The organism is Rhizobium sp. GCM10022189, from assembly GCF_042656325.1.
Lineage (GTDB): Bacteria > Pseudomonadota > Alphaproteobacteria > Rhizobiales > Rhizobiaceae > Rhizobium.
The window spans coordinates 1-26856 of record NZ_JBHSOR010000040.1; the positions used below are offsets into that span (position 1 = coordinate 1).

Genomic DNA, 26856 nt, shown 5'->3' on the forward strand with positions numbered 1-26856 from the left:
CGAGGATGCCGATGTCCGCTCGATCTTCGCCAATCCCAGCCACCCCTATACACGCGGCCTGCTCAAATCCATCCCGCGCCTCGATGACGATCAGAAGCGCCTCTACCAGATCCCCGGTTCGGTGCCGACGGCAGGTTCGGTAAAGGAAGGCTGTCCCTTTTACGCGCGCTGCCCGCTGCATATCGACAAGTGCCGCAGCGAGATGCCGCCGATGTTTGCCTTCGGCCAGAGGCACAAGGCCGCCTGCTGGGTGACGGCCGAAAACAAGGCATCCGTCCCGTCGATCGAGGAGCATAGGCGATGAATGCGATCCTGCGTGCAGAAGGGCTGAGCAAGGTCTTCTCCGAGGGCGGCATGTTGTCTCTCAGGCAGGAGAGCAATGGCGTGCGCGCCGTCGATGATGTCAGCTTCGAAATCCTGCGCGGCGAAACCCTGGCGCTGGTGGGCGAATCCGGCTGCGGCAAGTCCACGCTGGGGCGGCTCCTGCTGCGGCTCATCGAGCCGACGGATGGCCGCGTGTTCTTCGAGGACACGGAGCTGACGGCGCTGTCGCACGAAAAGATGCGCAGCATGCGTCGCAATGTGCAGATGATCTTTCAGGACCCCTACGGATCGCTCAGCCCCCGCCGTTCCATCGCCGAAATCATCGGCGAGCCGCTGGATGCCTTTGATCTCGTCCGTTCGAAGCGCGAGCGGCGGGAGCGGGTTGCCGATCTCCTGACGCAGGTCGGCCTGCCGACGAGTGCCATGGACCGCTATCCGCGGCAGTTCTCCGGCGGCCAGCGGCAGCGCATCGGCATTGCCCGGGCGATCTCGCTCAATCCCGGCTTCATCGTTGCCGACGAGCCGGTCTCTGCGCTCGATGTTTCCGTGCAGGCGCAGATCATCAACCTGATGCAGGATCTCCAGGAGAAGAAAGGTTTCTCCTTCCTCTTCATCGCCCATGATCTGGCGGTGGTCCGGCATATCGCCGACCGCGTCGCGGTCATGTATCTCGGCAGGATCGTCGAAATTGGCGAAAAGCGTAAGGTCTATTCGGCCCCGCAGCATCCCTATACGCAGGCGCTGCTGTCGGCAGCGCCCGAGCCTGATCCGGATCGCAAAAGCCGCCGCATCGTGCTGGAAGGCGACGTGCCGAGCCCGTCGCGCATCCCGCCGGGCTGCAGTTTCCATACGCGCTGTCCGATCGCCCAGGACATTTGCAAGGTGGAGCGGCCACCACTCCGGGAAGTGGCGGGCGGCCAGATGGCCGCCTGCCATTTCGCCGCTCCCAATCCCATCCCCCCGCGCGTGCGCGAGGTTGCTGCCTAGGCTTTGCCCTTCGGTGTCTTCAGCTGGCGCCAGGGCGCATGATCCGTACTGATCGTGATCGCGGCGGAAGGCGGCAGCAGCGGCAGGCGCTTGCGGCGTCCGAAACGGCGTTTGAAGCCGAGGATGTTTTCGATGAAGCTGCGGGCATAGAGGCCGGGGCCGCTGGAATAGATGCGCCAGCCGCCATCGACGTCGATCTCGCCCTTCCCGACCATGTCCCAGTCGCTCATCGCCTGGTAGCGGTCGGGGAAAGCGGCATCGCTGCTGCTGAAATAGGTGTTGCGCTGGCGCAGCGACGCATGCGGCAGGGCTTCGGTCACGGCAATCGGATTGACCAGGCCGATTGTTTTCCAGAGCGCCCTTGCATCCCCGGCAATTGCCAGGGTCTCGCAGTAACGCAGATGCGCGTGCACATACATGAGCCCGATTTCGCGGCCGAAGAAGGAGGACGATTCCGCGCGGCGGAACAGCGTTTCCGGACCGCCGGCATAGGTCGCGGGCTTTTCCATCAGGCGCACGCCATCGGGGAAGAGCAGGTGCTTCTCGATGAGCTTCATATGCGCCTGCCGCTGCTCCGGCGTGAAGAGCTTGCCGAGCATCGCCTGCGTCATCGAAATCAATGAATAATGCAGCCCGGTGCGCTGGTCGTCGGGATGGAGCAGCAGCTCGACGCCGTCATGGGACGGATCGAAGATGCCGTAACCGGCGACAACGCCGTCCCGGATAAGGTGCCTGTTGAAATCGCGCTTCATTGCGGTGGCGATCTTTCGCAGCTCTGCGGCATTCGCGTTCTGACCGATACGGCGCAGGATGGCGGAATAGCGCACGATCTGTTCGTATAGCAGCGAAACGGTCCAACTGCTCACCATCCAGTCGCGCAGATGCGGATCGGCCGGCTGCAGGGAATCGTTCCAATCGCCTTCGCCATAGCGGATCAGATGCGTGCCGGGAATGAAGCGCGCGCGCACGGTATCGAGAAGCTTGTCGACATGCACGGTGATCGTATCGGCGGGTGCCCTGCCCATGGTCCTGTCATCGCGCCACGACACCTTTTCATCGAGGATCGCAACGTCGCCGGTCGCTTCGATATAGTCGCAGAGCGCCTTCAGCGGCCAGACGACGATGTCACCATGGCTGTCGCCGGAGCGGATGTTGGAATAGGGCTCGAGCATGAACCATTGCGGCCAGTCGCCCTTTTCACGGTACTGTTCGCTGAAGACCGTCTTCACCACTTCCCTGGCTTCGCGATCGTGCTCGTAGGCGAGCAGGAATTCGATCGGTCCCTGGCAGGCGTCGCGCGTGCCCCAGGCGGCGCCCGTATATTGTTCCAGCCCGTGCGGCACACTCAGATGCACGATCGCATCATGCGCCAGCCAGGGCAGGATCGCCGCATGGGCCATAGCGTCTGCCTTGGGTTTTTCGAGCGTCAGGCCGCGGATGGCATGCCGCCAGAAGCGGGAAGCGGCGGCGAGCATTGCTTCCTGGGCTACGCCGCCAGCATAGCGTTTCGCCAGGCGCAAGGCCTCCGCCTTGTCCGTCATCGAGCCGACGACAGACAAGGAGAGCGATTGTGTCTGCCTGGACTTTAGCGCAATGAAGGCGCCGTTGCGTGCAATGCCATCCTCATAAAGGAGTTCGTCGCCGCCGATCGCCTCGATGGCGTCGGGTGTGGAACTTACCAGCCAGTAGCTGGCATCGGGAAAACGCTCGCCCCAGAGCCAATGCGGGTCCGGGCGGAAGAGAATGCGCTTGGCGTCGTCGTCGAATTCGACAAGGCCGCTCGTATCATATCCCCGCTCGCCGAGAACGAGATGGCCGAAAACCAGGAAACGGCAAGGCTTGCCCTCGACCGAAACCGACCATTGCATGGCGGAATCCTCGCCGGAGGCCGTGGCCGTAACGGTGATGGTGCGGTCGGCAAGGCGATAGATCCAGCGGCAGTCACTGAGGCCCATATCGAAGACAGAGGGCACGCCGAGGAGCTGCCAGCCGTGGCCGATATCGGCAAGGATGCGCAAGCCGCTGGCACGCGTCAGATTGTAGGGATCGCGGGAAACGGAAAACAGCTTGTGGAAGGATGTGTTGCCGATCGTCAGCTGGGCGGCAAAGATGCCCTGCATCCAGCAGGTCGATGCCAGCGTGACATCGTCGAGCAGCATGTTCTGCCCGCTGCGCAGGATCGCGCCGTGACGACGCGTGACCTGTCGCTCCTTCTCCTGCAGAACGACGTGCCGGTTGAGCGCGCCCTCGGCCACGAAGAAGGACTGCAGCTTTCCATCCACTCGCTCTTCGAGCATGCGGTTGGGATAGAGGCGGGCGAGCGACTTGTCGTCCAGCGCGTCTCCCGTCAGCAGCCCGGCATCCTGCAGGATGCTGCGCGGGGGCGTTTTTTCGGCCGGACCTGCCGTCTTCCGTTCAAGGGCTCTCAGATGATCCAGGCGGGAAAGATCGGTATCGTCGGACGCAGCCTGATGATCGTTCAGGAACAGGCCGAAAAAGGTCGCGCTCACGCTTTCGGCGGAAACCGTGAGCGGCTTCGACTGAAGGGAGGGACAAGCCATTTCGTGCTGACGGCGCCGGCTTGGCAGATCGGTGCCGAAGGGGCCGACGAGACGATCGTCGTTGCCGGCGGCCGATTTTACGAGCTGGATCGCATCGGTGGCATAGGCAGCAACACCCTCCAGGCAGCCCTGCGCGAGCCAGGGGTTGCGCCCGCCGCCCTGCTTCAGGTTCTGCCGGTTCATCACGACAGGCCCGAAGATCGGGTGTTCGGCGATATGGTGGTCGACATATTGCGAGGCGTAAGCCTCGCTGTTCATCAGGAAACCGCGATCGCCGAGGCCGACGTCCTGGACCAGAACCAGATCGGCCGGCAGCTTTTCCTTGCCGGAATGCGTCAGCGTGACGTGCCAGAACCAAGTTGTCTCGGAGGGCGCAAGCACGAGGCTTACATGATATCGGATGTCGCCAACGTTACCGCTCCAGGAGAAGCCCGTATCGCTGTGGCCGAAACGACCTTGTGCCCGAGGCCCGACGATTTCGGTGACGGCAGGTTCCTTGCCGCCGATCCGCAGGCACAGGCGGCCGACGCCGCCGGAAAGAGGCGATCCCTGGATCTGGTTGATCTGCACAGATCCGAGACTGTCGGCATAGTCGATGGAGAAAAGCGTGCCGTTCGGCAGAGCGGATATGGAGAGGCCGGAACCATTGGCGATCGTCAGAAGACCGAGGTCGTCGCGGCGGGGCATCTGCAATTTGCGATTCAGTCTCGAGGGCATGTGAGATCTCGTGTCGCCTAAAAGGGAATCGGACAATGACGCAAAATGTTTGAGCGAAATATTACCTAATGTCACTGGTTAGATCGTGGCGCACCATGATGAACCCATGGGAAAGATCGGATCGCATTACCGAGCCGAATCCCGGTCAAAACAGGCGCTCCGAAGAAGAGGCGTGGCCATCCTGCGCTCGCCCGCGAAAAGTCATCGGCGGGGCGCCGATGATGCGTTTGAAAGCCCGGCTGAAAGAGGCCTCCGATTCATAGCCAAGGCGTTCGGCGATCGCGGCGACACGCTGACCTTCGCGCAGCCACTGATGCGCCTGATGCATGCGCATGCGAGCGACGTAGCGAGCCGGTGTTTCACCAACGGCCCTGGCAAAACGCTCCGCAAAACCGGAACGGGAAGCGCCCATCTTGCGTGCGAGTTCTTCGACCGTCCAGTCGTGCGACGGATCGAGATGGATCGCTGCCAGGACCCGCCCAACCTCGGGATTGCGAACTGCCGTCAGCCAGCCCGAGGCGTCGCCACAACCGTGCTCCACCCAGGCGCGAATGATTGTCGCCGTCAGAACATCGGCAAGCCGGGCCAGGATACCGCCGGCACCGACGCGGTTCATGTCAACCTCGTGCATCATCGCATCGAGCAGGGCAGGGATGGACGGTTCGCTGGCTGCCAGATCGCTTGTCCGCATAACGTTGGGCATCAATTGCAACAGGGGATGCCGCTTGTCGATATTGAAACGCATGACCGCGAAGAACAGCAGGTTCTTGCTGTCCGCGCAGGGACATTGCAGATCGACGATCCCATCGCATATCGCCTTGCGCGGCATGGATTCGACCGGCGTCGGCACAATCCCGGGTGCGCTTGCAAGCACGTGGGCATCGCCTCGCGGCAGCAGAACCGCATCACCGGGGCGCATTTCCATCCATTCCCCGTCCGGCGTCTGCACATATGCCTCGCCGGCCGCCAGAAAGTGAAATTGCGCTTCATCCTTGGTCGGAAACGCAGTCGCCCATGGGGCGGACGGCCGGCATCGACCGTAGTCGACACCATCCAGCCGAAGCCCGCGCATCATTTCCGTCAATGCATCGCTCATCGTTCTCTCGCCATTTGGACGAATAGTCATGACTTATAGATTTTCTAGCATAGAAACACCGGCAAGAGCCGTCTAGCCTTTCATTACAACATTTGGAGATGGCATATGAATATCAGTCCCGAAACCAATGGCTTCCATATGAACCGCAAGGAGACCGAACCCGCCTGGGCAGGGGTGGTATCGCTCTCGCTCGGCGTCTTCGGTCTGGTGACGGCAGAATTTCTTCCCGCCAGCCTGCTCACACCGATTTCTGAGGACCTCCACGTCAGCATCGGTGCGGCCGGACAGTCGGTAACGATGACGGCCGTTATCGGTGCTATCGCAGGACCTGCCGTCGTCATCGGCACCAGCCGATTTGACCGCCGTCTCACGTTGTTCGGTTTGACGGCCCTGCTTATTGTTTCCAGTCTCCTTGCAGCATTCGCCGGTGGGCTCACCATGCTCCTTATTGCGCGAGGCTTACTCGGAATAGCGCTCGGCGGCTTCTGGGCCATGTCGCTGGCACTCGCCATGCGGCTGGTTCCCGAGCGGCTGATGCCGCGGGCGATGGCTATCATCATGACCGGCGTATCCGTGGCCACGGTTTGCGCGGCTCCCGTCGGCGCGTGGGTCGGAGAAGCCTATGGCTGGCGTTTTGCATTTCTCATCGCGGCTGCAGTCGGCGGCATTGCCCTTGTCGCCCAGATTCTGACGCTGCCCGCGATGCCGTCGGCAGGTGCCGCAGGATTGGGGACGATGGCCGCGGTGTTGCGTCGCCCCGTGATCAGGCTGGGCCTTTTGACCGTCCTGCTGGTGGTCGCCGGTCATTTCGCCGGTTTCACTTTCATTCGACCCTTCCTCGAAACCGTGCCGCATTTCGGAGTCGAGGGGATTTCTGCGGTTCTGCTGGCCTTCGGAATAGGCGGTTTTCTCGGCAACCTGTTCGGAGGCTTTGTCTCTGAACGCAGCACGACCTTGTCCATCGTCATCGCGGCAACCGGGATTGCGGCGACCACCATTACCTTGGCAGTTGCCGGGGGCCTTGCAAGCGTTGCGTTCGCTGCGACTGCTTTGTGGGGGTTTGCCTTCGGAGCTCTGCCGGTGAGTGTGCAAAGTTTCGTCACCCAAGCCGCATCCGACGAAGCGGAAAGCGCCGGCGCGTTGATGTTGACCACTTTCCAGGTCGCCATTTCGAGTGGGGCGGCCATCGGCGGCCTTATCGTCGAGGCGCAGGGCCTGGCAGGAGTGTTTGGCTTTGCAGCTATTGCTGCGCTTTGTGGTGCTCTGGTGATCGGGCTCCTCAGCCGAAGGACCGTCGCGGCGGCATCCTAGACGGACGCAGGCACCTGCAAGAGACCCTCGGGGAGGGCGGGCATATTGAGGACGTACAAGGCCGGTCCGGTGGAAAGCCGGACCGGCCTTGGCTGGCTAGTTGTGGGCTTTCGATAGGAGATGGCGCGCGCGGTTGTTGAAGGCCGTCTTTCCAAAGCCGATGCGGCGCGGACATGCGGCGTGACGGCGAAGGTCGCGGCGCGCTGGGTCGAGCGGTTTGTGCGCGACGGGTCTGCCGGTATGGCGGATCGGTCGTCCCGACCGAAGATGAGCCCGCGACAGATCACGGCGGCCGTTGCCGGCGAGATCGCCGTGCTGCGCCGCCAATGGCTGACGGGCAAGCACATTACCAAGCAGCAGGCGTGTCGGCGGCGACGGTCAGCCGGGTACTCCGGCGGGCGGGTCTTTCACGGCTGAAGGATACCGAACCGGCTGAGCCGGCGCGCCGCTACGAACGCGAGAGCCAGGCGGGATGATCCACATCGACATCAAGAAACTCGGGCGCTTCGACCGTGTTGGCCACTGCATTGCCGGCGAGCGCGCCGCCGGTTCGCGATCTCAAGGCACTGCAGGAAAATGGTCTGACGGCTGCCTGAGGACAGATAAGGCAAGGCTTCCTTCCGGCGCTTCGTCAAGCCTGGGCCACGAGCGGCAGACCGGTTTCAGCCATGAGACTGCAAGCGGCAAAGACCTCCCCGATACCGATCAGGACCGGCCGGTCGAGGCCGATTTCCGCCATGGCCGAAGAAAGGCCGTCCAGGCTGCCGGCCCAGCGCCGTTCGTCGGCATTGGCAACAGAACTGACGATCACGACGGGCATTCCTGCATCAAGGCCGGCTTCGATCAGCCTGTTCTGGATCTCTCCGGCTGTCCGCCCGCCCATGTAAAAGATCGTCGTTTTTCTCGTATCTGCAATCGCCTGCCAGTCGATCGTTTCAGGCAGGCTGCCATGGCGCGAATGTCCGGTGACGAACTGCACGCTCTGTGCATGATCGCGGTGGGTCAGGGAAATGCCGAGCCGTGAGGCCATGGCGCTCGCCGCCGTGATGCCGGGGATGACCTCGACCGGAATATTGTGCTGCTTCAGATAGGCGATCTCCTCGCCGGCGCGGCCGAAGATCATCGGATCGCCGGATTTCAGGCGCGCGACGTTCTTGCCGGCTTTGGCGAAAGTCAGCATCATCGCGTTGATGTCTTCCTGCCGGCAGCTCTCGCGCCCGCCGCGTTTGCCGACGAGCAGGCGTTTCGCCTCGCGTCGGGCAAGTTCGAGAACCTCGTCCGACACGAGATCGTCGAACAGGATGACATCGGCGGCCTGCAGAGCCCGCACGGCTTTCAGCGTCAGGTATTCCGCATCGCCCGGACCGGCGCCGACAAGCGTCACCCGTCCAGGCGCACGCGCCGGTGCCGGCCGCTGCACATCGGCAAGCAGGCCGCGGACGCTTTCCTCCGTCGGTTCGGCTCCGAAAGCGCGATCGACAAAACGTTCCCAGAAGGCGCGGCGGGCCACACCGGGCTTCAGGCGATTGGCAATCTCCTCGCGCAGAGACTGGGCAAGGGTCGCCCAGGATTTCAGGGATGTCGGCAGCAGCGTCTCGATGCGGCGGCGAATGGCCTGGGCCAGGATCGGGGCTGCGCCATCCGTCGAAATCGACACGACAACGGGCGAGCGATTGACGATGGAGCCGAACTGGAACTGGCAGAACGCGGGCTTGTCGATCACGTTGACGGGAACGCCGGCCAGCCGTGCGGCATCGAAGAAGGTCTGAGCTTCGGCCTCGTCATCGCAGTCGGCTATGGCAAGTGCTGCACCTGCAAGAATGTCCTTGCGCCACGCCATGGGACGGTGAATGAGCGCGCCTTGCGGATGAGGTGAACCTCGCGCGACGAGCGTCGCGCAGGCTTCGGAGAGATGCTCGCCGTAGATCTCGACCCTGGCGCCGCAGGCCGCCAGCAGCTCCGCCTTCCAGGCACACGCATCGGAGCCCCCGGCGACGATCACCCTTTGGCCTGCCAGCGACCAGAAGACCGGCAGCTTGGCAAGCGGCGCCATGCGGGCCGGCGCCCGCTCGGCAATCTCATTCGGCAGCGTCTGCAACACAGGCATTGATGATCCCCCTGATCTCGGCGCGGCAGGAGCCGCAATTGGTGCCGGCCTTGAGTTCGCCGCCGATCGCCTCGACGCTGCGGCAGCCGGAACGGACGGCGGCGACAATCTGGTTGACGCCGACGCTGAAGCAGGAGCAGACGGTTGCACCCGGATCCGGCCTGTCAGCACCCGGCCGGCCGGCGATGATTGCAAAGCGGCGGCGCAGATTGCTGTGATCGGCTGTCAGTTGCGACACCGCCCAGTTGCGTGCCACGGCAACCGGTTCTCGTGCGAGGAAGAGCGCTGCAAGCAATTTCTCTCCGTCGAAGAAGGCAATACGCCGATCGCCGGATTGCCGGTCGGCGTAACCCAACGGCTCGAAATGGTCGGCGATGCCGAAGCTTTTCCGGCACCAGGCCACCCAGTCTTCGATGCCGTCACGGAAGGCAAGCTCCAGCCGCCAGCCGCCATCGGCCTTGGCGAGCGCCCAATAATCGGCGTCGGGGACGTCGGGCTTTGCCATGCTGACGGCGAAACCATAGAAGGCGGCGCGATAGCGGCTGACGGCGACCGCGACGTTCTTCGAGGCGGGCTGACCCGAAGCCGCGTCCGTCGCGGGTTTGACGACGGCGCCGATCCGCGCTTCGGCGGCATTCTGGTCGCCCCAGTGCATCGGCACAAAAACGCTGCCGCGTGCCTGCCGGTCGGTCACGAGCGCGCGGATGATCGCCCTGCCATAGCCGCTTTCGATCTGCACGAGGGCGGCATCGGCGACGCCGAGTTCCATCGCGTCGCGCGGGTGAATTTCGGCAAAAGGCTCGGCAATGTGGGACGATAGCCGCGCGCTCTTTCCGGTGCGCGTCATCGTGTGCCACTGGTCGCGAATGCGGCCCGTATTCAGCGTGAACGGATAGGCTGAATCCGTTCTGTCGGTTTCCGGCGCTTCGACGGCGATGAAGCGTGCCTTGCGATCGGGATGGAAGAAGCCGCCCTCGGCGAAGAAGCGCGTTTCCCTTTTCTCGGATCCGGACGGCTGCGGCCACTGGAACGGCTTCAGCGCGTCATAGGCAGGGGCCTGCGTTTCGGCGTAGGCACCAATGTCGAAGTCGCGGCTGCCGTCATTCTCGAAGGCGGAGAGTGCGGCATGTTCGGCGAAAATGGCGGCCGGAGACGTGTAATCGAAGGCGGCAAAGCCCATCCGGCGGCCGACTTCCGCCATCTGCCACCAGTCGGCGCGCGTCTCGCCCGGCAGAGCGAGAAAGGGGCGCTGCCGCGATATGCGGCGTTCCGAATTGGTGACGGTCCCGTCCTTTTCGCCCCAGCCGAGCGATGGCAGCAGCACATGCGCATGCCGTGTCGTATCGGTCTTTCGCAACATGTCGGACACGACCACGAAGGGGCAGGCGGCAATTGCCGCCTCGACACGGCGGGCATCCGGCAGCGAAACGACAGGATTGGTCGCCATGATCCAGAGCGCCTTGACGCGGCCGTCCTCGACAGCCCGGAACAGGTCCACGGCCTTCAGGCCGGGCTTGGCGGCGATACCGGGCGCGTTCCAGAAGCGCTGCACGCGGTCGCGATCGCCAGCATTTTCGATCGCCATATGGGCGGCCAGCATATTGGCAAGGCCACCCACTTCGCGGCCGCCCATGGCATTGGGCTGGCCCGTCAGCGAAAACGGCCCCATGCCGAGCCGGCCGATGCGCCCTGTCGCCAGGTGGCAATTGATGATGGCGTTGACCTTGTCGGTGCCGGAAGCGGACTGGTTGACGCCCTGGCTGTAGCAGGTGACGACCTTCTCGGTCGCTTCGAACAGGCGGAAGAACTCTCGCACCTGCATGGCCGGCAGTCCGGTGCGCTCAAGCAGCTCGTCGACAGACAGCGCGGCGGCAGCGGCGAAGGCGGCTCCAAAACCCTCCGTGTGGGCGCCGATATAATTCTGGTCGATGGCGGGGCCCGCCGCCAGATGGGCGAGCAGCCCCATGAACAGCGCAACGTCGCCGTCCGGCCGAATGGCCAGATGAAGATCGGCAATATCGCAGGTCATCGTCCGGCGCGGATCGATGACGACGACCTTCAGGCCCGGCCGGGCCGCCTTGGCGGCTGCCAGCCGCTGGTAGATGACAGGATGGCACCAGGCGAGGTTGGAGCCGGTCAGTATGACGAGGTCGGCAAGTTCCAGATCCTCATAGAGACCGGGCACCGTGTCCGAGCCGAAAGCGCGGCGGTGGCCGGCGACCGACGACGACATGCAGAGGCGCGAATTGGTGTCGATGTTGGCGGAGCCGATGAAGCCTTTCATCAGCTTGTTGGCGACGTAATAATCCTCGGTCAGAAGCTGACCGGACACGTAGAAGGCAACGGCATCGGGGCCGTGTTCGGCAATGGTCTCGGAAAACCTGCTGGCGACGAGATCAAGCGCCTCATCCCAGCCGACCTGTCTGCCGTTGATCTCGGGATGGAGCAGGCGCCCGTCGAGATCGAGCGTTTCGGCAAGCGCCGAACCCTTGGAACAGAGCCGGCCGAAATTGGCCGGATGTTCGGGATCGCCCCTCACGGTTACGGCGCCGGCCTCGTCCACCCGGGCAATGACGCCGCAGCCGACGCCGCAATAGGGACAGGTGGTCTTGACCTCCCGTTCCATCATTCGGCCGCCATAACCAGGCTTTCGAGCGCGATATAGAGCGTACCGCCCTCGTTCCTGAGCGGGATGGTGCGCACCGCGCCCTCATCGGCGCCGAGTGCCTTGCCGGTCTCCAGCGAGATCACCCAATTGTGCAGCGGGCAGGTGACGGCATTGCCGTGCACGATACCCTCCGAAAGCGGCCCGCCTTTGTGCGGGCAGCGGTTTTCGATTGCGTAGACCTCGTCCTCGCCCGTGCGGAAGACGGCAATGTTCATGTGCGGGGTCTTCACGCAGCGAGAGCCGCGCAGCGGAATGTCCGAGATGTCGCCGATCGGGTGCCAGTTCATCATTTAAGTCCTTCCTTTGGGGGTGGCCCAGCCCTTCGCTTGCGCTCCGGGCATTCGTCCTTCGAAACGGTTCATGCGACCGTTTCGAAGGCCGCGCCGACCCGTCCTCACTCCGCTGCCTGATTGAAGCCGATGGTCGCCATCGGCCGGAACTCGTGCTTGTCCTTGCCGGAGACACGCTCCGACCAGGGATCGACCTGGGCGAACTTCTGGGAAAAGACGAAGCGCTCGTAATAGGCCTTGCGCTTGTCGTGATCCTCCATGATCTGCCGGCGGATCTCGTCGAGACCGATGCGCTTGGCCCATTTGTAGATGCGCTCAAGGTAGCGGGCCTGTTCGCGGTACATCTGGGTCAGCGCCACGATATGCTCGAGCGCTTCGTCCTCCGTCTTGACGAGGCCGAGCACCTCCGTGCCCTTGATGTCGAGGCCGGCAGCGCCCGCGAAGTGGATTTCGAAACCGGAATCCACGCAGATCACGCCGATATCCTTGCAGGTGGCCTCCGCGCAGTTCCGGGGACATCCGGAAACGGCCATCTTCAGCTTGGCAGGCGTCCAGGAGCCCCACATGAATTTCTCGATGCGGATGCCGAGCCCGGTGGAGTCCTGGGTGCCGAAGCGGCACCAGTCGGAGCCCACGCAGGTCTTCACCGTGCGCAGGCCCTTGGCATAGGCCTGGCCCGAAACGAAGCCGGCCTTGCCGAGATCGGCCCAGACGGCCGGCAGGTCTTCCTTTTCGACGCCGAGCAGGTCGATGCGCTGGCCGCCGGTCACCTTGACCATCGGGATTTCGAACTTGTCGACCACATCGGCGATGGCGCGCAGTTCCTGCGAACTTGTAACGCCACCCCACATGCGCGGCACGACGGAATAGGTGCCGTCCTTCTGGATGTTGGCATGAACGCGCTCGTTGATGAAGCGCGACTGGTAGTCATCGGCATATTCGTCCGGCCAGTCGCAGACGAGGTAGTAGTTGAGTGCCGGGCGACATTTGGCGCAGCCGCCGGATGTCTTCCATTCCAGTTCCTGCATGATGGCCGGAATGGTCTTCAGCTTCTTCGCCTTGATCAGGCGGCGCACATCGTCATGGCCGAGCTCGGTGCAGGTGCACATCGGCTGTACGGCCTTCGGATTGTAGGCGTCGCCCAGCGTCAGGCTCATCAGCTGCTCGACGAGGCCGGTGCAGGAGCCGCAGGAGGCGGAAGCCTTCGTATGGGCGCGCACGTCGTCAAGCGACGTCAGTCCCTTGGCCGTGATCGTCGATGTGATCTTGCCCTTGCAGACGCCGTTGCAGCCGCAGATTTCCGCATCATCCGGCAAGGCTGCAACGGCCGCCATAGGGTCCAGCGGAGACCCTCCCTGATAGGCCTGGCCAAAGATCAGCGTGTCGCGCATGTCGGAAATGTCGACGGCTTTTTTCTTCAGGTCGTTGAACCAGGCGCCATCGGCGGTTTCGCCATAGAGCACCGTGCCGATGATACGGTTGTCCTTCAGCACGAGGCGCTTGTAGACGCCGGCCGTCGCATCGCGCAGCACGATTTCCTGCCGGTCGTCGCCGTCGGCGAAATCACCCAGCGAATAGAGATCGATGCCGGTGACCTTGAGCTTGGTCGGCGTGTCGGAATGTACGAAGCCGGGCGTCGTGTCGCCGGCCAGATGGGAGGCGGCCACGCGTGCCATCTCGTAGAGCGGCGCGACGAGGCCATAGACCATGCCGCCCACTTCAGCGCATTCGCCGAGCGAGTAGATGTCGCCATCGGAGGTCTGCATGCCGGCATCGACGACGATGCCGCGATTGACGGCAAGCCCGGCATCCTTGGCGAGATTGACGTTTGGGCGAATGCCGACCGCCATGACGACGAGCGTGGCCGGAATGATCGTGCCATTGTCGAGCTCGACGCCTTCCACCTTGCCGTCGCCGACGATCGCCTTGGTATTGGCCTTGCAGATGACCTTGATGCCGCGTTCCTCGACGGCCTTCTGCAGCAGATAGCCGGCGGCGGGATCGAGCTGACGCTCCATCAGCGTCGGCATGACATGCAGTACGGTGACGTCCATGCCGCGCTGGGCAAGGCCGGCCGCCGCTTCAAGGCCGAGCAGGCCGCCGCCGATCACGATAGCCTTTTGCCGCGACTGGGCGGCCAGCAGCATGGCCTGCACGTCGTCAAGATCGCGATAGGTGATGACGCCGGGCAGGTCCTTGCCGGGAACGGGAATGATGAACGGCACGGAGCCGGTGGCAATCACCAGCTTGTCGTAGCTTTCGGTGACGCCATGGTCGGAGGTGACCGTCTTGGCCGCGCGATCGATCTTGATGATCTTGTGGCCCTTGTAGAGCGTGATGCCGTGCTTGATGTACCAGCCGTCGCCGTGGATGATGATCTGCTCGTAGTCCTTTTCTCCCGAGAGGACTGGCGAGAGCATGATGCGGTCGTAGTTGACGCGCGGCTCGGCGTTGAAGATCGTAACCTTATAGCGTCCGGGCGCCTGTTCGAAGAGGTGCTCCAGCATACGCCCAGGCGCCATGCCATTGCCGATGATGACGAGTTTTTCGGTCATATTTACAGTTCCTTGCATCAGGTTGCGGCCACGGGCACGGAATGCCCCCGACGCGACAATTGCTTTACGGACAGGTGCATCCAGATGAGCGAGACCGCGACGATCGCGAAGAGCAGCAGGAAGCAGCTCGACCAGAGGCCGGTCATGTCCTTGAGAAGGCCGAAGGCGATCGGAAGCACGAAGCCGCCGAGGCCGCCCATCATTCCGACGATGCCGCCGACAGCCCCGACGTCCTGCGGGTAATAGGCCGGGATGTGCTTGTAGACGGCAGCCTTGCCGAGGCTCATGAAGAAGCCGAGCACGAAAATGACGACGATGAAGATCGCCGGGGTGATCCCGAAGGCCGAACCCGACGCGGAGGCCGCCGGCAGCGAAAGAATGAGGGTTGCCACGGCCGACACGGCAAACATCGTGTACATCACGCTGCGCGCGCCCTTCCTGTCCGACAGCACGCCGCCAAAGGCGCGGAAGACGCTGCCCGGGATGGAATAGGCGGCCGCGATCATGCCGGCGGTTTCCAGGTTGAAGCCGTAGACGCCGACCAGATAGCGCGGCAGCCACAGGGACAGGGCAACGAAGCCGCCGAAGGCGAAGAAATAGTAGAGCGAGAAGCGCCAGACCTGAAGGTTTCGCAGCGGCGCGAATTCCTGGGCAAGGCTCTTGGAGGCAATGCCACGTTCACGACGAAGGCGGAACGCCGGATCATCGGTGGTGGTGAACCAGAAGACGATTGCCATCAGTGCCAGGCCGACTGCCCAGATCTGCGCAACTGCCTGCCAGCCCCAGGCGATGAGCACGAAGGGGGCTGCGAATTTCGTTACGGCCGCCCCGACATTGCCCGCGCCGAAAATGCCGAGCGCCGTTCCCTGCTTCTCTGCCGGGAAGAAGGGCGAGACATAGGCGACGCCGACTGCGAAGGCGCCGCCGGCAAGCCCGACGCCGAGGCCTGCGATCAGCATCTGCGTGTAAGTGTGGGCATAGGAGAGCAGGAAGGTTGCCAGGGCGGCGGCAAGCATTGTCAGCGTGTAGACGAGGCGGCCGCCGTAACGTCCCGTCCAGATGCCGAGGACGATGCGCACGAGCGAACCGGTGAGGACCGGAGTGCCGACCAGCAATCCGAATTCGGCTTCGTTCAGGCCGAGTTCCTGTTTGATGCGAATGCCGATGATCGCAAAGATCGTCCAGACGGCAAAACAGAGTGTGAAGGCGACCGTCGATATCCACAGTGCTTTGGCTGGTTCGCCGGCGGACATAGGGTGCGCTTTCTCGATGACAGACATGGCTTCTCCGTGGCCCGACAAGGTCGCGCCGATCCATCGCTGGGGGTTAAAACAAAAAGCCGCTGGTCAGGACGCGCATGCACAAGGCGCGCAAAATGTCCTGATCAGCGGCTTTGCTGGTGACGTCCGCCGTTGGACGCCGAATCATGGCCTTCCGGCCTATCTGCCTTGAGCAATCTGTGGGCCGGACCGCTCAAGGTTACTGCTGTGTCTCTAACGGGCGCCTGTTGCGCTCATCCTGCTCCGATCGCCTTTGATCAGCGCACCAATAACCAAGCAAGTCATGTGCCAGTTTCTGAATGTTTCTCTAGTCTATTGAATTTGAAGGATTTTTTGGAATCCTGCCGCCTGCGCGTTTTTCGAGCTTCTGTCATTTGTGCAAATCTTTTGTGCGCTCTCGTGCGTCGGACGCATGTCCGTGGCGGCCTTTTGTGCAGGTCGGCAGGAGATCAGACCTCATCGTTGCCGGGGGCGAAGGGTAGGGCGCTCCTGACGGCAAAGCCTGCAATATAGTCCGGCAGTTTGGACGGATCGAAAACATGGCCGTCCATGAAACGGTCATTTTCGTCCGTGCCTTCGATGCGCACGTCCGCATCATCAGGCGCACTGCCTTCTCCGAGGGCTGCCCGATAGAGGTCCGGGCGATAGGCCGAGGCGGCGGCGCGAGCAGGGTTGAGGCCGAGTTCCGCCTGGCCCCAGCGGATCATCTGGCTGTAGATCCAGAGCGCCTGGCTGGTGCGCGGATAGTTGGCAAAGCCCGCATGGAACATGAAATAATCGTCGATGACACGCTGGTTTCCCTTCGCGTCGAGACTGAATTCGCCTGCCAGCACATGGCGGATGATCTCCACCGGGGCGGCGATGTAACGGCTATCCGCCAGTGCTTCGGCAAGCATGTCGTGATTTTCCGGCTGGTCGCACCAGCGTGCGGCCGCATCGAGCGCGACGATCAGCCGGGAGACTGTTTCCGGATGGCTGTCGGCCCAGTCCGGCCGCATGCCGATTACTTTTTCCGGCGCAGAGGGCCAGATGTCCTGCTTGGCGGCGACAATGCGCCCGACCCCGAGTTGCGAGGCAACCATGTTCCATGGTGCGCCCACGCAGAACCCGTCGATTGCGCCGGCCGCCAGTGCATCCGGTGTCAACGGCGGCGGCACGACGACAAGCTTGACGTCTTTGTCCGGGTCGATCCCGCCGGCGGCGAGCCAGTAGCGGAATTCGTAATTGTGGGAGGAGAAGGGATAAGTGACGCCGAAGGTCGGCAGCGGCTCGCCGCGTGCCTTGATGTCGGCCAGAATTCTGGAGAGCGCCCTGGCGTTTTCCAGGGCGCTGGCGGTCTCTGAAAGGCCGACCGTATCGCGCATCCTGTCGAACAGGCGGGTCGAAAGCGTAATCGCGTTGCCGCCGCGCCCGAGCGAGAAAGGCGTGATCGTCGGCGAAGGATTGGAGCCAAGGCCGAGCATGGAAGCAACCGGCATCGGCGAGAGCATGTGGGCGATGTCGAATTGCCGGAAGGCGAGGCGATCGCGGACATTGGCCCAGGAGACATCCTTGACGAGATCAAGCGTCAGGCCTTCCTTCCGTGCGAAGCCGAATTCGGCGGCAACAATCAGCACGGAGGCATCCACAAGCGGAATGAAGCCAGCCCGAAGCGTCCTGTCGCCTTCGCCGGCGAGGCGCGAGGGAGCGGGCAGGCCGCCGCCGAGGTGGAGGTTCTTCGTCATCATGTTCACTCCGGCTTCCTCCGGGCATCGGCATGCCAGACCGTCATCACATCAAAAGTCCCGCTGCGGTTACGACACTCTGGGCGATTTCGGACATTTTCTTCTTCTCGTTCATCGCCGTCTGGCGAAGCAGGGCAAACGCCTCTTCCTCCGACAGGCCGCGCATCTTCATCAATATGCCCTTGGCGCGTTCCACCACTTTGCGCTCCTCAAGCGCCGATTTGGCATCGGCAAGTTCGCGCTGAAGCCGGCTGAAGGCGTTGAAGCGGCTGACCGCCATGTCAAGAATGGGTTTGACGCGCTCCTTCTTCAAGCCGTCGACGATATAGGCTGAAACGCCGGCATCCACCGCAGCCTCAATTGAGGCAGTGTCGGAACGGTCGACGAACATGGCGATCGGCCTGCCGACGGTGCGCGTCAGCTGGAACAGGTGCTCCATCATGTCGCGGTTGGGGTTTTCGATGTCGATGATGATGACGTCGGGCCTCAGCGTGTCGATGATCCGCGCCACGCCCTGGACTTCGTGAATGACCGTCACGCGCGCATGGCCAGCCTCCCGCAGCCCCTCTTCGATGATGGCAGCGCGAATGGTATTTTCATCGATCACAAGAATGGTCAGATCGAGCCGGCTCATGCTCCATTTATGACGCAGCGCAGCAAAACGCACAAGCCATAAAGGCAAATTTTTAGGCATGTTAGTTTACTGATTAAACAATAGTCAAATTGCCGCCTATATGTGCAATCTCCCGCAGGAGACACCGTCGCGAAAGCCGCGCAACGTCCCTGGCCCGCCAGCGTCAGCTCTACCTATGCCTCAGTATAATGCCCGGCCCGATCCATCGCTGTTATCGTCGGCCGATCTTGAAGACGGAGAGCGAAGATGAGCGATGAACGTCCGGACGGAGTGGAGAGCTACGAGCATCCAGCAGGGGGGTGGGATGCCCTGAAAGCGGTGGCGAAAACACTGAAGCATCAGCAGATCGTCGCACAGGGCAGTGCCACTCTGCTCAGGGCAAACCAGCCGGAAGGTTTTGATTGTCCCGGCTGCGCCTGGCCGGATCCCAAGCATACGTCTTCGTTCGAGTTCTGCGAAAATGGCGCAAAGGCCATTACCTGGGAATCGACTGCCCGGCGTGTCGCGCCGGAATTCTTTGGCGAACATAGGGTTTCCGAACTGTGGGAATGGACCGATCACAAGCTCGAGGACCAGGGCCGGCTGACGCATCCGCTGAAGTACGATAGTGCCACGGACAAATATGAAGCGATCGATTGGGATGATGCCTTCAACTTGATCGGCGCAGAACTGAACAAGCTTGCCAGCCCCGACGAGGCCGAGTTCTACACCTCCGGCCGTGCGTCCAATGAAGCGGCGTTCCTCTATCAGCTCTTCGTGCGGGCCTATGGCACGAATAATTTTCCCGACTGTTCGAACATGTGCCATGAGGCAACGAGCGTCGGCCTGCCGCTGTCGCTTGGGGTTGGCAAGGGTACGGTGACGCTCGAGGATTTCGATCACGCCGATGCCATCTTCAGCTTCGGCCACAATCCCGGAACCAACCACCCCCGCATGATGACGACCTTGCATGAGGCCTCGCGTCGCGGCGTCCCAATCGTCGTCTTCAACCCGCTGAAGGAGCGGGCACTCGAGCGTTTCGCCGCGCCACAGAACCCGGTGGAAATGGTAACGCTCTCTTCGACGCGCATTGCGTCGGCCTATCACCAGGTCCGCACCGGGGGCGATCTTGCCGCCCTCAAGGGGCTGATGAAGCTGATCTTCGAGCGCGACGCGGCCGATCTCGCTGCCGGCGGCGAGGGTGTGCTTGATCGGGCTTTCATTGCCGAACATACCGTCGGCATCGACGGCCTGAAGGAGGATCTCGCAAAGGCGAGCTGGGCCGATATCCTCGGCGTCTCCGGTCTGACCATGGAGGCGCTGAACAGTGCCGTTGATGTCTACCTCAATGCCCGCAATGTCATTCTCTGTTACGGCATGGGCATTACCCAGCACGCCAACGGAACGGCGAACGTCCAGCAGCTTGCCAATTTCCTGATGCTGCGCGGCAATGTCGGCCGCCCCGGCGCCGGCCTCTGTCCTCTGCGCGGTCACTCCAACGTGCAGGGCGACCGGACCGTCGGCATTACCGAGATCCCCAACAAGGCGTTGATCGACGGCATGGAGCGCGCCTTCGGCTTCCGCCCGTCCGACAAGAAGGGCCATAACGCGATCGAATCCATCGAAGCGATCGCGGCCGGTCGGTCCAAGGCATTGATCTGCCTCGGCGGCAACCTCGCGGTCGCCATGTCCGATCCCGATGTCACCTTCGAGGCCATGCGCAAGCTCGATCTTGCCGTTCACATTGCGACGAAGCTCAATCGCTCGCATCTTCTGACGGCGAAGACTTCGATTATCCTTCCCTGCCTTGGGCGCACCGACCTCGACACCCAGGCGTCCGGCCCGCAGGCCGTGACCGTGGAAGATTCCATGTCGATGGTGCACGCCTCGCGCGGCTTCCTGAAGCCGCCGAGTGAATTCCTGAAGTCCGAACCCGCCATAATTGCCGGCATTGCCAAGGCGACGCTGGGTGCCAGATACGGCATTGACTGGAATGGGCTCGTCGCCAATTACGATCGCATCCGTGACAAGATTGAAGTGGTCTTTCCCGATTTCCACGAGTTCAACAGCCGTGTGCGGGTCCGTGGCGGCTTCCGGCTGGACGTGCCGGCATCCTATCGTGTATGGAAGACGGCAAGCGGCAAGGCAAACTTTCTGGTTGCTCCCGGTCTGGATGAGGATCCCCGCCTGAAGAATCGGACGACGCTGGTCTTGACGACGCTGCGCAGCCACGACCAATACAACACCACGGTCTATGGGCTCGACGACCGCTATCGCGGAATTTTCGGCCGCCGCGACATCATCTTCATGAACAGCCGGGACCTCGCCGAACGCGGCCTGCGCGATGGCGACAGGATCGATATTCGATCGGCCGCTGGCGACGGCAGCGGCAAGACCGTGATCGGTTTCACGGCTGTCGAATACAATATCCCCGCCGGCTCGGTGGCCGGTTATTATCCGGAAATGAATGCCGTCATCGCGCTCGACCACTATGACCGCAAATCGGGGACGCCAAGCTACAAGGGCGTTCCGGTCGTGATCGCCAAGAGCGGGATTCAGGCCGCCGCATGAAGCGTGTGCGCGCAATCCCGGACAGGTTTAGTGCGAAACCGTGTCGCTGATGCCCGTGCTCTCGCGGGCGATCACCTCGAAGCCGAGGTCGATCTGGTTCGGCGGTTGGCGGCCTGTGGAATCGAGGGCCGCCAGCACCTTTTCGGCGGCAAGCTTGCCCGTCTCGAAGCGCCTCGTGACGATCGAGGAAAGCGACGGTGAAGCGCAGGCCGAAAATTCGAGATCGTGAAAGCCGATGATGGCGATATCGCCGGGTACGCGGATGCCGCGCTTGCGGCACTCCTGCATGGCGCCGAGCGCGAGGTTGTCGTCCGTGCAGAAGATCGCCTCGGGCCTGTCGCCGCGTTCATGCATCAGGGTCAGGAGGTCGGAGCCGAGCGCAACCGAACTGTGCCGCGGCCGGTGGGTGACGATTTCGAGGTCTTGCAGACCTGCCTCCCGCATCGCCAGGCGATAACCGTCGAAACGGGACTGGGCGCGGTGGTCGAGATTGCCGGCAAGGAAGGCGATGCGCTGGAAACCGCGGTCGATGAGGTGCTGTGTCGCCGCCTGCCCGGCCCGATCCTGCAGCATGCCGATATTGAGGTCGATCGGGTCGGGCGAAAGCTCGAACGTCTCTACGACCGGCAGGTGGGCGCGCGTCAGAAGCTGGCGGGCAAGCGGTGTGTGATGGATGCCGGCGATGATGATCGCCTCGACCCGCTGGCCGAGCAGCACCTTGACGGCATTCTCCTCTTCCTGCTCGGAGTAGCGGCTGTTGACGACGATGACCTGGAAACCCGCGCCGACAAGCACGTCGTGCAGCGCGAAAAGGTATTCGGCGAAGATGACGTTGTAGAGCGTTGGCACGATGACGCCGATTGCGTGCGTGCGTGACGAAGCAAGTCGGCTGGCTGCTATATTCGGCACATAGCCGAGTTCCTGGACGGCGGCATGGACGCGCCGCTGGAGCCCCTGCGAGACCGCGTCGGGCTTGCGAAGCACTCTTGAAACTGTGATCGGGCTGACGCCGGCCAGATTGGCCACGTCATCCAAGGTTATTCTTCGCATTGTCTTCTCGCTTTATACAGCAAATTCATCCGGATCCATGATTTATCTCGCAGTTGCGAAATATTTCTTCCTGACAACCGTAGTTGACAGCGCTAGCAAATCCGATTTGACAGCGCTGTCAACTATGTTACGCTCAAATTGTACCGGAAAAGGATGGGATGGAGCCTTCCGGCATCAGCATGCCAACAAGATTTCAGGAGGGGCGGCCTTGTCCGCCTGAGGAGGAGGCATTCAATGCTCAAAGTGAAGAAAGCGAAGATGGCCCGTGTCGCCGCGTTTTCCGCGTCGGCGTTTGCTCTGCTCTGCAGCACGGCCATGGCGGAGCCGAAGGTCGTATCCGGTCCCGCCGCCGACCCGAACTGCATGGTTCCGTGGTCGGCAGAAACCCAGTTCCTGCAATATCCGAAGAAGGATGGTCCTTACCGCATCGCGCTTGCCAACGGTTACATCGCCAATACCTGGCGCATCCAGATGGTGCAGACCGCAAAGGCCTATGCCGCCCAGCCCGACGTCGCCGCCAAGCTGAAGGAATTCAAGGTCGTCTCGACCGGCGAGGATGTTCCGGCGCAGATTTCGGCGATCAACAACTTCATCGACGCCGGCTATGACGCCGTTGTCGTCAACGCCCAGAATCCGACAGCCTTCGGCCCGGTCATCAAGCGCGCCAAGGAGGCCGGCGTCGTTCTCGTCGCCTTCGACAACATCCTCGACACCAAGGATGCGATCAACGTCAATGTCGACCAGAAAGGCCTTGGCGTCATCTGGGCCGAATGGCTGGTGAAACACCTGCCGCAAGGCGGCAAGATCCTGGAAGTGCGCGGTGTCGCGGGCACCTCCGTCGATACGGACCGCCATAACGGCATTCACGAAACGCTGGACGCTTCCGGCAAGAAATTCACCGTTACCGAAGTCGTCGGCAAATGGGACGATAGCGTCGCGCAGAAGGCGACCGCCGATGCGATCGCCACCAACGGCCCGTTCGATGGCATCACCGCGCAGGGCGGGGATACCGGCGTCGTGCAGGCGATGATCGACGCGAAACATCCTTTCGTGCCCTTTGGCGGCGAGACGGAGAACGGCTTCCGCAAATTCTGCGCCGCCCATGCGGCCGATGGCCTGAAATGTTCGTCGGCCGGTACTGGCCCGGCACAGGTTGCCGTCGCCATCAAGACCGCAATCGCAGCACTTGAAGGCCAGGTCGTTCCGCAGGCCGTCAAGCTGCCGACGGCACTCGTCTCCGATCCTGATTTCAAGGAGGGCCAGGATTATTATCCGAAGGAATCCGACAACTTCTTCGTCGGCAATTCCTTCCCGACCTGCGGCATCAATTTCACCGCGCAGGAAATCATGGGGCAGACCAAGGAAAACCAGTAAGCGCCGCCATCCGGAGATGACCGCGGGCGTTCGCGCCCGCGGTCTCGATCTCGACGCGACCGAATGGAGGCTGGATGCATGATCCTTTCCGAACCGCTTCTGCGCCTGGAAGGCATATCGAAACGTTATGGCGGCGCGGTTGCGCTGAGAGATGCCAATATTGCCGTGCGACCGGGGGCGATCCATGCCGTGCTCGGCGAAAACGGCGCCGGCAAATCGACCCTCATCAAGATCATGGCAGGTGTTGTCGCGCCCGATGAGGGGCGCATGCTGCTCGACGGGAACGAGGTGTCGTTCTTGACGCCGGCTGCCGCCAATGCCGCCGGTATTGTCTGTGTTTTCCAGGAACTGTCGCTCATTCCCGATCTGTCGGTGGCCGATAACATCGTCATCAGCAATCCGCCGCTGCGTTTCGGCATGATCGACCGCAGGCGGCAGCGCCAGATCGCCGAAGCGGCGCTTGCCCGCGCAGGGGCTGCCGATATCCACCCGTCCTCGCTCGTGAAGGACTTGCCGCTTTCGCGCCGCCAGATGGTGGAAATCGCCAAGGCGCTTGCCCGCAAACCGCGGCTGATGATCCTCGACGAGGCAACCTCGGCGCTGACGCAATCGGATGTCGAGAGGGTCTTTGGCGTGGTGAAGCAGCTTCGTGCCGAAGGCATGGCGCTGATCTATATCTCCCACCGCATGCATGAGATTGCGGAACTTGCCGATGACTGCACGGTCTTCCGCAATGGTCGCAGCATCGAATCCTACCCGGCCGGCAGCAAGAGCGACCAGCAGGTGGTGGAATTGATGATCGGTCGCGAATACACCAACGTTTTCCCGCCCAAGCCGATGCAGCCGGTGGCAGATCCGCCGGTTCTCTCCTGCCGCGATCTCTCCTGGGGCGGTCGGCTTTCCGGCATCGATTTCGATGTTCGGCCCGGCGAGATCGTCGGTTTTGGCGGATTGGACGGGCAGGGGCAGCGCGAATTGCTCCTTGCGCTTTTCGGCGTGCTGCGCGACCTCAAGGGCGAGGTGGCGATCGATGGCAGGCCGGTGGCGCTGAAGAGTCCCGGCGAGGCAAAATCCGGCCGCGTGTCCATGGCGCTGATTCCGGAGGATCGGAAGACCGAAGGCTTGATGCTGCCGATGACCGTGCGCGAAAACCTGTCGATCGCCGCGCTCGACCGCGTTTCGCGCAACGGCGTGATCGACCGTGCGGCGGAACTGCGCGAGATCGACGAACTCGTGAAGCTCCTGGGAATCAAGGCGGCGACGATCGATATGCCTGTCGCCTCGCTTTCGGGTGGCAACCAGCAGAAGGTAGTGATCGCCAAATGGCTGATGAACCGCCCGCGCATCATCCTGCTCAACGATCCGACCCGCGGCATCGATGTCGGCACCAAACAGGAGATCTACGCCCTGCTGCGCAAGCTTGCCGACGCGGGTGCGGCCATCATCTTCTATTCGACCGATTATGACGAGCTGGTCGGCTGCTGCGACCGTGTGCTCGTCATGTATGACGGCAGTATCATCCGCATTCTCGAGGGAGACGAGATCAACGAGCGCGAGCTGGTGAGTGCCGCCCTCAACATCGCTGCCGGTGATGCGCAGCAAAGGATGGTTCAATGAGCGAGCAGGCGGCCGGCGAATGGCGCTACTGGTATGTGCAGCAGAAGGGCACGCTTCTTGCGGCGCTTCTCTTCGTCCTGATGTTCATCATCTACGTCTCGAACCATCCGGCCGGCTTCACGCCCAATGTGGTGCAGACGGCTGCCAACAAGGCCACGCTGCTGGCCTTTGTGGCAATGGCCCAATGTTTTGTCGTCATCACGGCTGGCATCGACCTTTCGGTCGGCATGATCCTGATCCTGTGCAACTGCCTTGCCTCCTGGCTCGTCGTCGGAACGCCGCTGCAGACCGGGCTCGGCGTCGCGGCCGTGCTTTTGACGGGCCTTGCCTGCGGCCTGCTCAACGGGCTCGTCATCATTTTCGGCCGGCTGCAGCCGATCGTCACGACAATCGCGACCAGTGCGGCCTTTTACGGCCTGGCGCTGCTGCTGCGGCCGACACCCGGCGGCTCGGTCAATGAAGACCTCGCCGATGCCTTCACGTCGAAGCTTTTCGGCATCCTGCCGGCAAGCCTTGCCGTGCTTGCCCTTGTCGTGCTGGTGATATGGGTGCCGTTCAGCCGTTCCGTTTTCGGTCGCGCCGCCTATGCGGTCGGATCGGCCGAAAACGCAGCCTACATGTCGGCCATGCCGGTGAAACGGGCCAAGCTTGCTGCCTACGCGCTGGCGGGACTGCTCTCTGCGATCGGCGGGCTCTATCTGACCTTCTTCTCCTACACGGGCGAGGCGGCGTTTGCGAGCGGCAACGCCTATACGCTTTATTCGATCGCCGCAGTCGTGCTCGGCGGGGTGTCGCTTGCGGGCGGCAGGGGAAGTGCCGTCGGCGCCGTTTTCGGTGCGCTTGCCTTCCGCACGATCGGTGATCTGCTATTCGTCTTCGATCTCGATCCGCTCTGGCAGCCGCTCTTCCAGGGTGTCGTCCTGATGCTGGCGGTCAGCATCGGCTCTCTCGGCCTGTCGCGCGTTCGCAACCGTCTGGAGTGGTTCCAATGAGCGAGGATGCTTCCAGCATGCGGCAAATTCCCGTGCCCGCCCGGTTGCGCGGCGTCGATCCGGCGGTGGCGATCGCCTTCGGATGCATCATCCTGCTGCTTCTCGGCGGCTCGCTCTATTCGCCCAACTTTCTGTCGCCCGACTATCTGCTGCAGCAATTGAAGGTGGCTTCCTTCCTCGGCGTTATCGCCACCGGCATGATGGCCGTCATTCTGCTTGGGCAGATCGATCTGTCGGTGCCCTGGGTCGTGACGACGGGAGCGATGATGGCCTGTGCCGCTACCGCCTACGGGACGACGGGCGCAATCCTTGCAATTCCCTTCGGCATCCTCTGCGGGGCTGCGATCGGTGTCGTTAACGGCATTGCCGTCGCTTATCTGCGCATTCCCTCGATGATCATCACCCTTGCCACCAATGCGGTCGCCCAGGGCCTGATGGTCGTCTATACCGGGGGCTTCTCGCCGCAGGATTCGGCGTCTGCCGCCATGCGCTTTCTGGCCACCGGCTATGCCATTCCGGGGCTTCCGAACGGCGTTCTCGTGTGGCTCGTTGTCGGCCTGCTTGCCGTCTTTCTTTTGACGCGCACCACATTCGGCCGGGCGCTCTACGCGATCGGCAACCGTGAACGTGCGGCCTATATGTCCGGCATCAACACGCGCCGGATCACCCTGTTCGCCTTCGTCATCTCCGGCGGCCTCAGTGCGCTCGGCGGCGTTCTTCTCGCCGGCTATGCCTCGAAAGCATCGCAGTCCATGGGCGACGCCTATCTCCTGCCGTCGATTGCTGCCGTCGTGCTCGGCGGTACGCATGTGCTCGGCGGCAAGGGTTCCTACCTTGGGACTGTCGCCGGCGTCATCCTAATCACCCTGCTGCAATCAATTCTCTCGGTCATGCAGATCGAGGAGGCCGGCCGCCAGCTCATCTATGGTGCGGTCATTATCGGCATGCTGCTGCTCTATGGGCGGCAGAAGGTCTCCTGACCAGGCTCAGCCCTTTTTGTTTGCCATAAAATCCGGCGC

General features: G+C 62.5%; 19 protein-coding genes and 1 pseudogene. 10 read left to right on the forward strand and 10 right to left on the reverse strand.

Annotated features, from left to right (window positions below; translation table 11 throughout):
• On the forward strand, positions 1–304 hold a 304-nt coding region (locus ACFPWW_RS17640), incomplete at its 5' end, for an oligopeptide/dipeptide ABC transporter ATP-binding protein (RefSeq protein WP_377312721.1).
• Positions 301–1311: an ABC transporter ATP-binding protein gene (locus ACFPWW_RS17645; RefSeq protein ID WP_377312722.1), complete on the forward strand. Its 1011-nt coding sequence runs from the start codon at positions 301–303 to the stop codon at positions 1309–1311. The genes ACFPWW_RS17640 and ACFPWW_RS17645, both read left to right, overlap by 4 nt.
• Here ACFPWW_RS17645 and ACFPWW_RS17650 read toward each other — a convergent pair.
• Together ACFPWW_RS17650 and ACFPWW_RS17655 are read right to left on the reverse strand one after the other, a co-directional pair.
• On the reverse strand, positions 1308–4589 hold the full coding sequence (locus ACFPWW_RS17650; protein ID WP_377312723.1) for a GH36-type glycosyl hydrolase domain-containing protein: 3282 nt from the start codon (positions 4587–4589) through the stop codon (positions 1308–1310). The genes ACFPWW_RS17645 and ACFPWW_RS17650 overlap by 4 nt on opposite strands.
• 145 nt (positions 4590–4734) lie before the next feature.
• Entirely contained in the window at positions 4735–5685 is a 951-nt protein-coding gene (locus ACFPWW_RS17655; protein WP_112570765.1) for an AraC family transcriptional regulator, read from the reverse strand.
• Between the two features lie 105 nt (positions 5686–5790).
• Between ACFPWW_RS17655 and ACFPWW_RS17660 the strand changes: the two genes are divergently transcribed.
• Together ACFPWW_RS17660 and ACFPWW_RS17665 are read left to right on the forward strand one after the other, a co-directional pair.
• Positions 5791–6996, forward strand: coding sequence for an MFS transporter (locus ACFPWW_RS17660; RefSeq protein WP_377312724.1), 1206 nt, complete (start codon positions 5791–5793; stop codon positions 6994–6996).
• 120 nt (positions 6997–7116) lie between these two features.
• A pseudogene (locus ACFPWW_RS17665) lies at positions 7117–7585 on the forward strand (leucine zipper domain-containing protein); the annotation flags it as partial.
• Positions 7586–7627: 42 nt separating this feature from the next.
• Here ACFPWW_RS17665 and cysG read toward each other — a convergent pair.
• From cysG to ACFPWW_RS17690, 5 genes are all read right to left on the reverse strand, one after another.
• Positions 7628–9103, reverse strand: coding sequence for a siroheme synthase CysG (gene cysG, locus ACFPWW_RS17670; protein ID WP_377312725.1), 1476 nt, complete (start codon positions 9101–9103; stop codon positions 7628–7630).
• Positions 9075–11729 (reverse strand): molybdopterin-dependent oxidoreductase, encoded by a 2655-nt coding sequence (locus tag ACFPWW_RS17675; RefSeq protein ID WP_377312800.1) that lies wholly within the window; start codon positions 11727–11729, stop codon positions 9075–9077. Before ACFPWW_RS17675 ends, cysG begins: the two co-directional genes overlap by 29 nt.
• Positions 11729–12058 (reverse strand): nitrite reductase small subunit NirD, encoded by a 330-nt coding sequence (nirD, locus tag ACFPWW_RS17680; RefSeq protein WP_112570784.1) that lies wholly within the window; start codon positions 12056–12058, stop codon positions 11729–11731. The genes ACFPWW_RS17675 and nirD overlap by 1 nt, the downstream gene beginning before the upstream one ends.
• A gap of 107 nt (positions 12059–12165) precedes the next feature.
• Entirely contained in the window at positions 12166–14616 is a 2451-nt protein-coding gene (gene nirB, locus ACFPWW_RS17685) for a nitrite reductase large subunit NirB (protein WP_112704001.1), read from the reverse strand.
• Positions 14617–14633: 17 nt separating this feature from the next.
• A complete protein-coding gene (locus ACFPWW_RS17690) occupies positions 14634–15896 on the reverse strand; it encodes an MFS transporter (protein ID WP_112704002.1) in 1263 nt (420 codons plus the stop codon).
• Here ACFPWW_RS17690 and ACFPWW_RS17695 point away from each other — a divergent pair.
• Positions 15886–16068 (forward strand): hypothetical protein, encoded by a 183-nt coding sequence (locus ACFPWW_RS17695; RefSeq protein ID WP_377312726.1) that lies wholly within the window; start codon positions 15886–15888, stop codon positions 16066–16068. The genes ACFPWW_RS17690 and ACFPWW_RS17695 overlap by 11 nt on opposite strands.
• Positions 16069–16345: 277 nt before the next feature.
• On the opposite strand, the gene ACFPWW_RS17700 is transcribed toward ACFPWW_RS17695, so the two are convergent.
• Complete coding sequence (locus ACFPWW_RS17700; RefSeq protein ID WP_377312727.1) at positions 16346–17629, reverse strand: CmpA/NrtA family ABC transporter substrate-binding protein; 1284 nt, start codon at positions 17627–17629, stop codon at positions 16346–16348.
• 37 nt (positions 17630–17666) lie between these two features.
• Positions 17667–18254, reverse strand: a complete 588-nt coding sequence (locus ACFPWW_RS17705) for an ANTAR domain-containing response regulator (RefSeq protein WP_112570751.1) — start codon at positions 18252–18254, stop codon at positions 17667–17669.
• Between the two features lie 246 nt (positions 18255–18500).
• On the opposite strand from ACFPWW_RS17705, the gene ACFPWW_RS17710 reads away from it, so the two are divergent.
• Positions 18501–20804, forward strand: a complete 2304-nt coding sequence (locus ACFPWW_RS17710; protein ID WP_377312729.1) for an FdhF/YdeP family oxidoreductase — start codon at positions 18501–18503, stop codon at positions 20802–20804.
• 27 nt (positions 20805–20831) lie between these two features.
• On the opposite strand, the gene ACFPWW_RS17715 is transcribed toward ACFPWW_RS17710, so the two are convergent.
• Positions 20832–21854 carry a LacI family DNA-binding transcriptional regulator gene (locus ACFPWW_RS17715; RefSeq protein ID WP_377312731.1) on the reverse strand — a complete coding sequence of 341 codons (1023 nt, stop codon included), beginning with the start codon at positions 21852–21854 and terminating at the stop codon, positions 20832–20834.
• A 234-nt stretch (positions 21855–22088) separates the two neighbouring features.
• Here ACFPWW_RS17715 and ACFPWW_RS17720 point away from each other — a divergent pair, with 234 nt between their 5' ends.
• The 4 genes from ACFPWW_RS17720 to ACFPWW_RS17735 all read left to right on the forward strand — a co-directional run bounded on the left by ACFPWW_RS17720 (position 22089) and on the right by ACFPWW_RS17735 (position 26817).
• Entirely contained in the window at positions 22089–23228 is a 1140-nt protein-coding gene (locus tag ACFPWW_RS17720; protein ID WP_112570745.1) for a sugar ABC transporter substrate-binding protein, read from the forward strand.
• A 78-nt stretch (positions 23229–23306) separates the two neighbouring features.
• Entirely contained in the window at positions 23307–24845 is a 1539-nt protein-coding gene (locus ACFPWW_RS17725; protein WP_377312733.1) for a sugar ABC transporter ATP-binding protein, read from the forward strand.
• Positions 24842–25837, forward strand: a complete 996-nt coding sequence (locus tag ACFPWW_RS17730) for an ABC transporter permease (RefSeq protein ID WP_377312735.1) — start codon at positions 24842–24844, stop codon at positions 25835–25837. Before ACFPWW_RS17725 ends, ACFPWW_RS17730 begins: the two co-directional genes overlap by 4 nt.
• Entirely contained in the window at positions 25834–26817 is a 984-nt protein-coding gene (locus tag ACFPWW_RS17735; RefSeq protein ID WP_112570739.1) for an ABC transporter permease, read from the forward strand. Before ACFPWW_RS17730 ends, ACFPWW_RS17735 begins: the two co-directional genes overlap by 4 nt.
• Positions 26818–26856 lie beyond the last annotated feature (39 nt).

Bases quoted from the DNA above. Each gene is read 5' to 3' on its own strand.
- ACFPWW_RS17645 (WP_377312722.1), top strand. From the start codon at position 301: ATGAATGCGATCCTGCGTGCAGAAGGGCTGAGCAAGGTCTTCTCCGAG.
- ACFPWW_RS17660 (WP_377312724.1), top strand. From the start codon at position 5,791: ATGAATATCAGTCCCGAAACCAATGGCTTCCATATGAACCGCAAGGAG.
- cysG (WP_377312725.1), bottom strand. From the start codon at position 9,103: ATGCCTGTGTTGCAGACGCTGCCGAATGAGATTGCCGAGCGGGCGCCG.
- ACFPWW_RS17735 (WP_112570739.1), top strand. From the start codon at position 25,834: ATGAGCGAGGATGCTTCCAGCATGCGGCAAATTCCCGTGCCCGCCCGG.
- ACFPWW_RS17695 (WP_377312726.1), top strand. From the start codon at position 15,886: ATGACAGACATGGCTTCTCCGTGGCCCGACAAGGTCGCGCCGATCCAT.
- ACFPWW_RS17725 (WP_377312733.1), top strand. From the start codon at position 23,307: ATGATCCTTTCCGAACCGCTTCTGCGCCTGGAAGGCATATCGAAACGT.
- nirD (WP_112570784.1), bottom strand. From the start codon at position 12,058: ATGAACTGGCACCCGATCGGCGACATCTCGGACATTCCGCTGCGCGGC.
- ACFPWW_RS17650 (WP_377312723.1), bottom strand. From the start codon at position 4,589: ATGCCCTCGAGACTGAATCGCAAATTGCAGATGCCCCGCCGCGACGAC.
- nirB (WP_112704001.1), bottom strand. From the start codon at position 14,616: ATGACCGAAAAACTCGTCATCATCGGCAATGGCATGGCGCCTGGGCGT.
- ACFPWW_RS17690 (WP_112704002.1), bottom strand. From the start codon at position 15,896: ATGTCTGTCATCGAGAAAGCGCACCCTATGTCCGCCGGCGAACCAGCC.
- ACFPWW_RS17730 (WP_377312735.1), top strand. From the start codon at position 24,842: ATGAGCGAGCAGGCGGCCGGCGAATGGCGCTACTGGTATGTGCAGCAG.
- ACFPWW_RS17720 (WP_112570745.1), top strand. From the start codon at position 22,089: ATGCTCAAAGTGAAGAAAGCGAAGATGGCCCGTGTCGCCGCGTTTTCC.
- ACFPWW_RS17705 (WP_112570751.1), bottom strand. From the start codon at position 18,254: ATGAGCCGGCTCGATCTGACCATTCTTGTGATCGATGAAAATACCATT.
- ACFPWW_RS17715 (WP_377312731.1), bottom strand. From the start codon at position 21,854: ATGCGAAGAATAACCTTGGATGACGTGGCCAATCTGGCCGGCGTCAGC.
- ACFPWW_RS17710 (WP_377312729.1), top strand. From the start codon at position 18,501: ATGAGCGATGAACGTCCGGACGGAGTGGAGAGCTACGAGCATCCAGCA.
- ACFPWW_RS17675 (WP_377312800.1), bottom strand. From the start codon at position 11,729: ATGGAACGGGAGGTCAAGACCACCTGTCCCTATTGCGGCGTCGGCTGC.
- ACFPWW_RS17655 (WP_112570765.1), bottom strand. From the start codon at position 5,685: ATGAGCGATGCATTGACGGAAATGATGCGCGGGCTTCGGCTGGATGGT.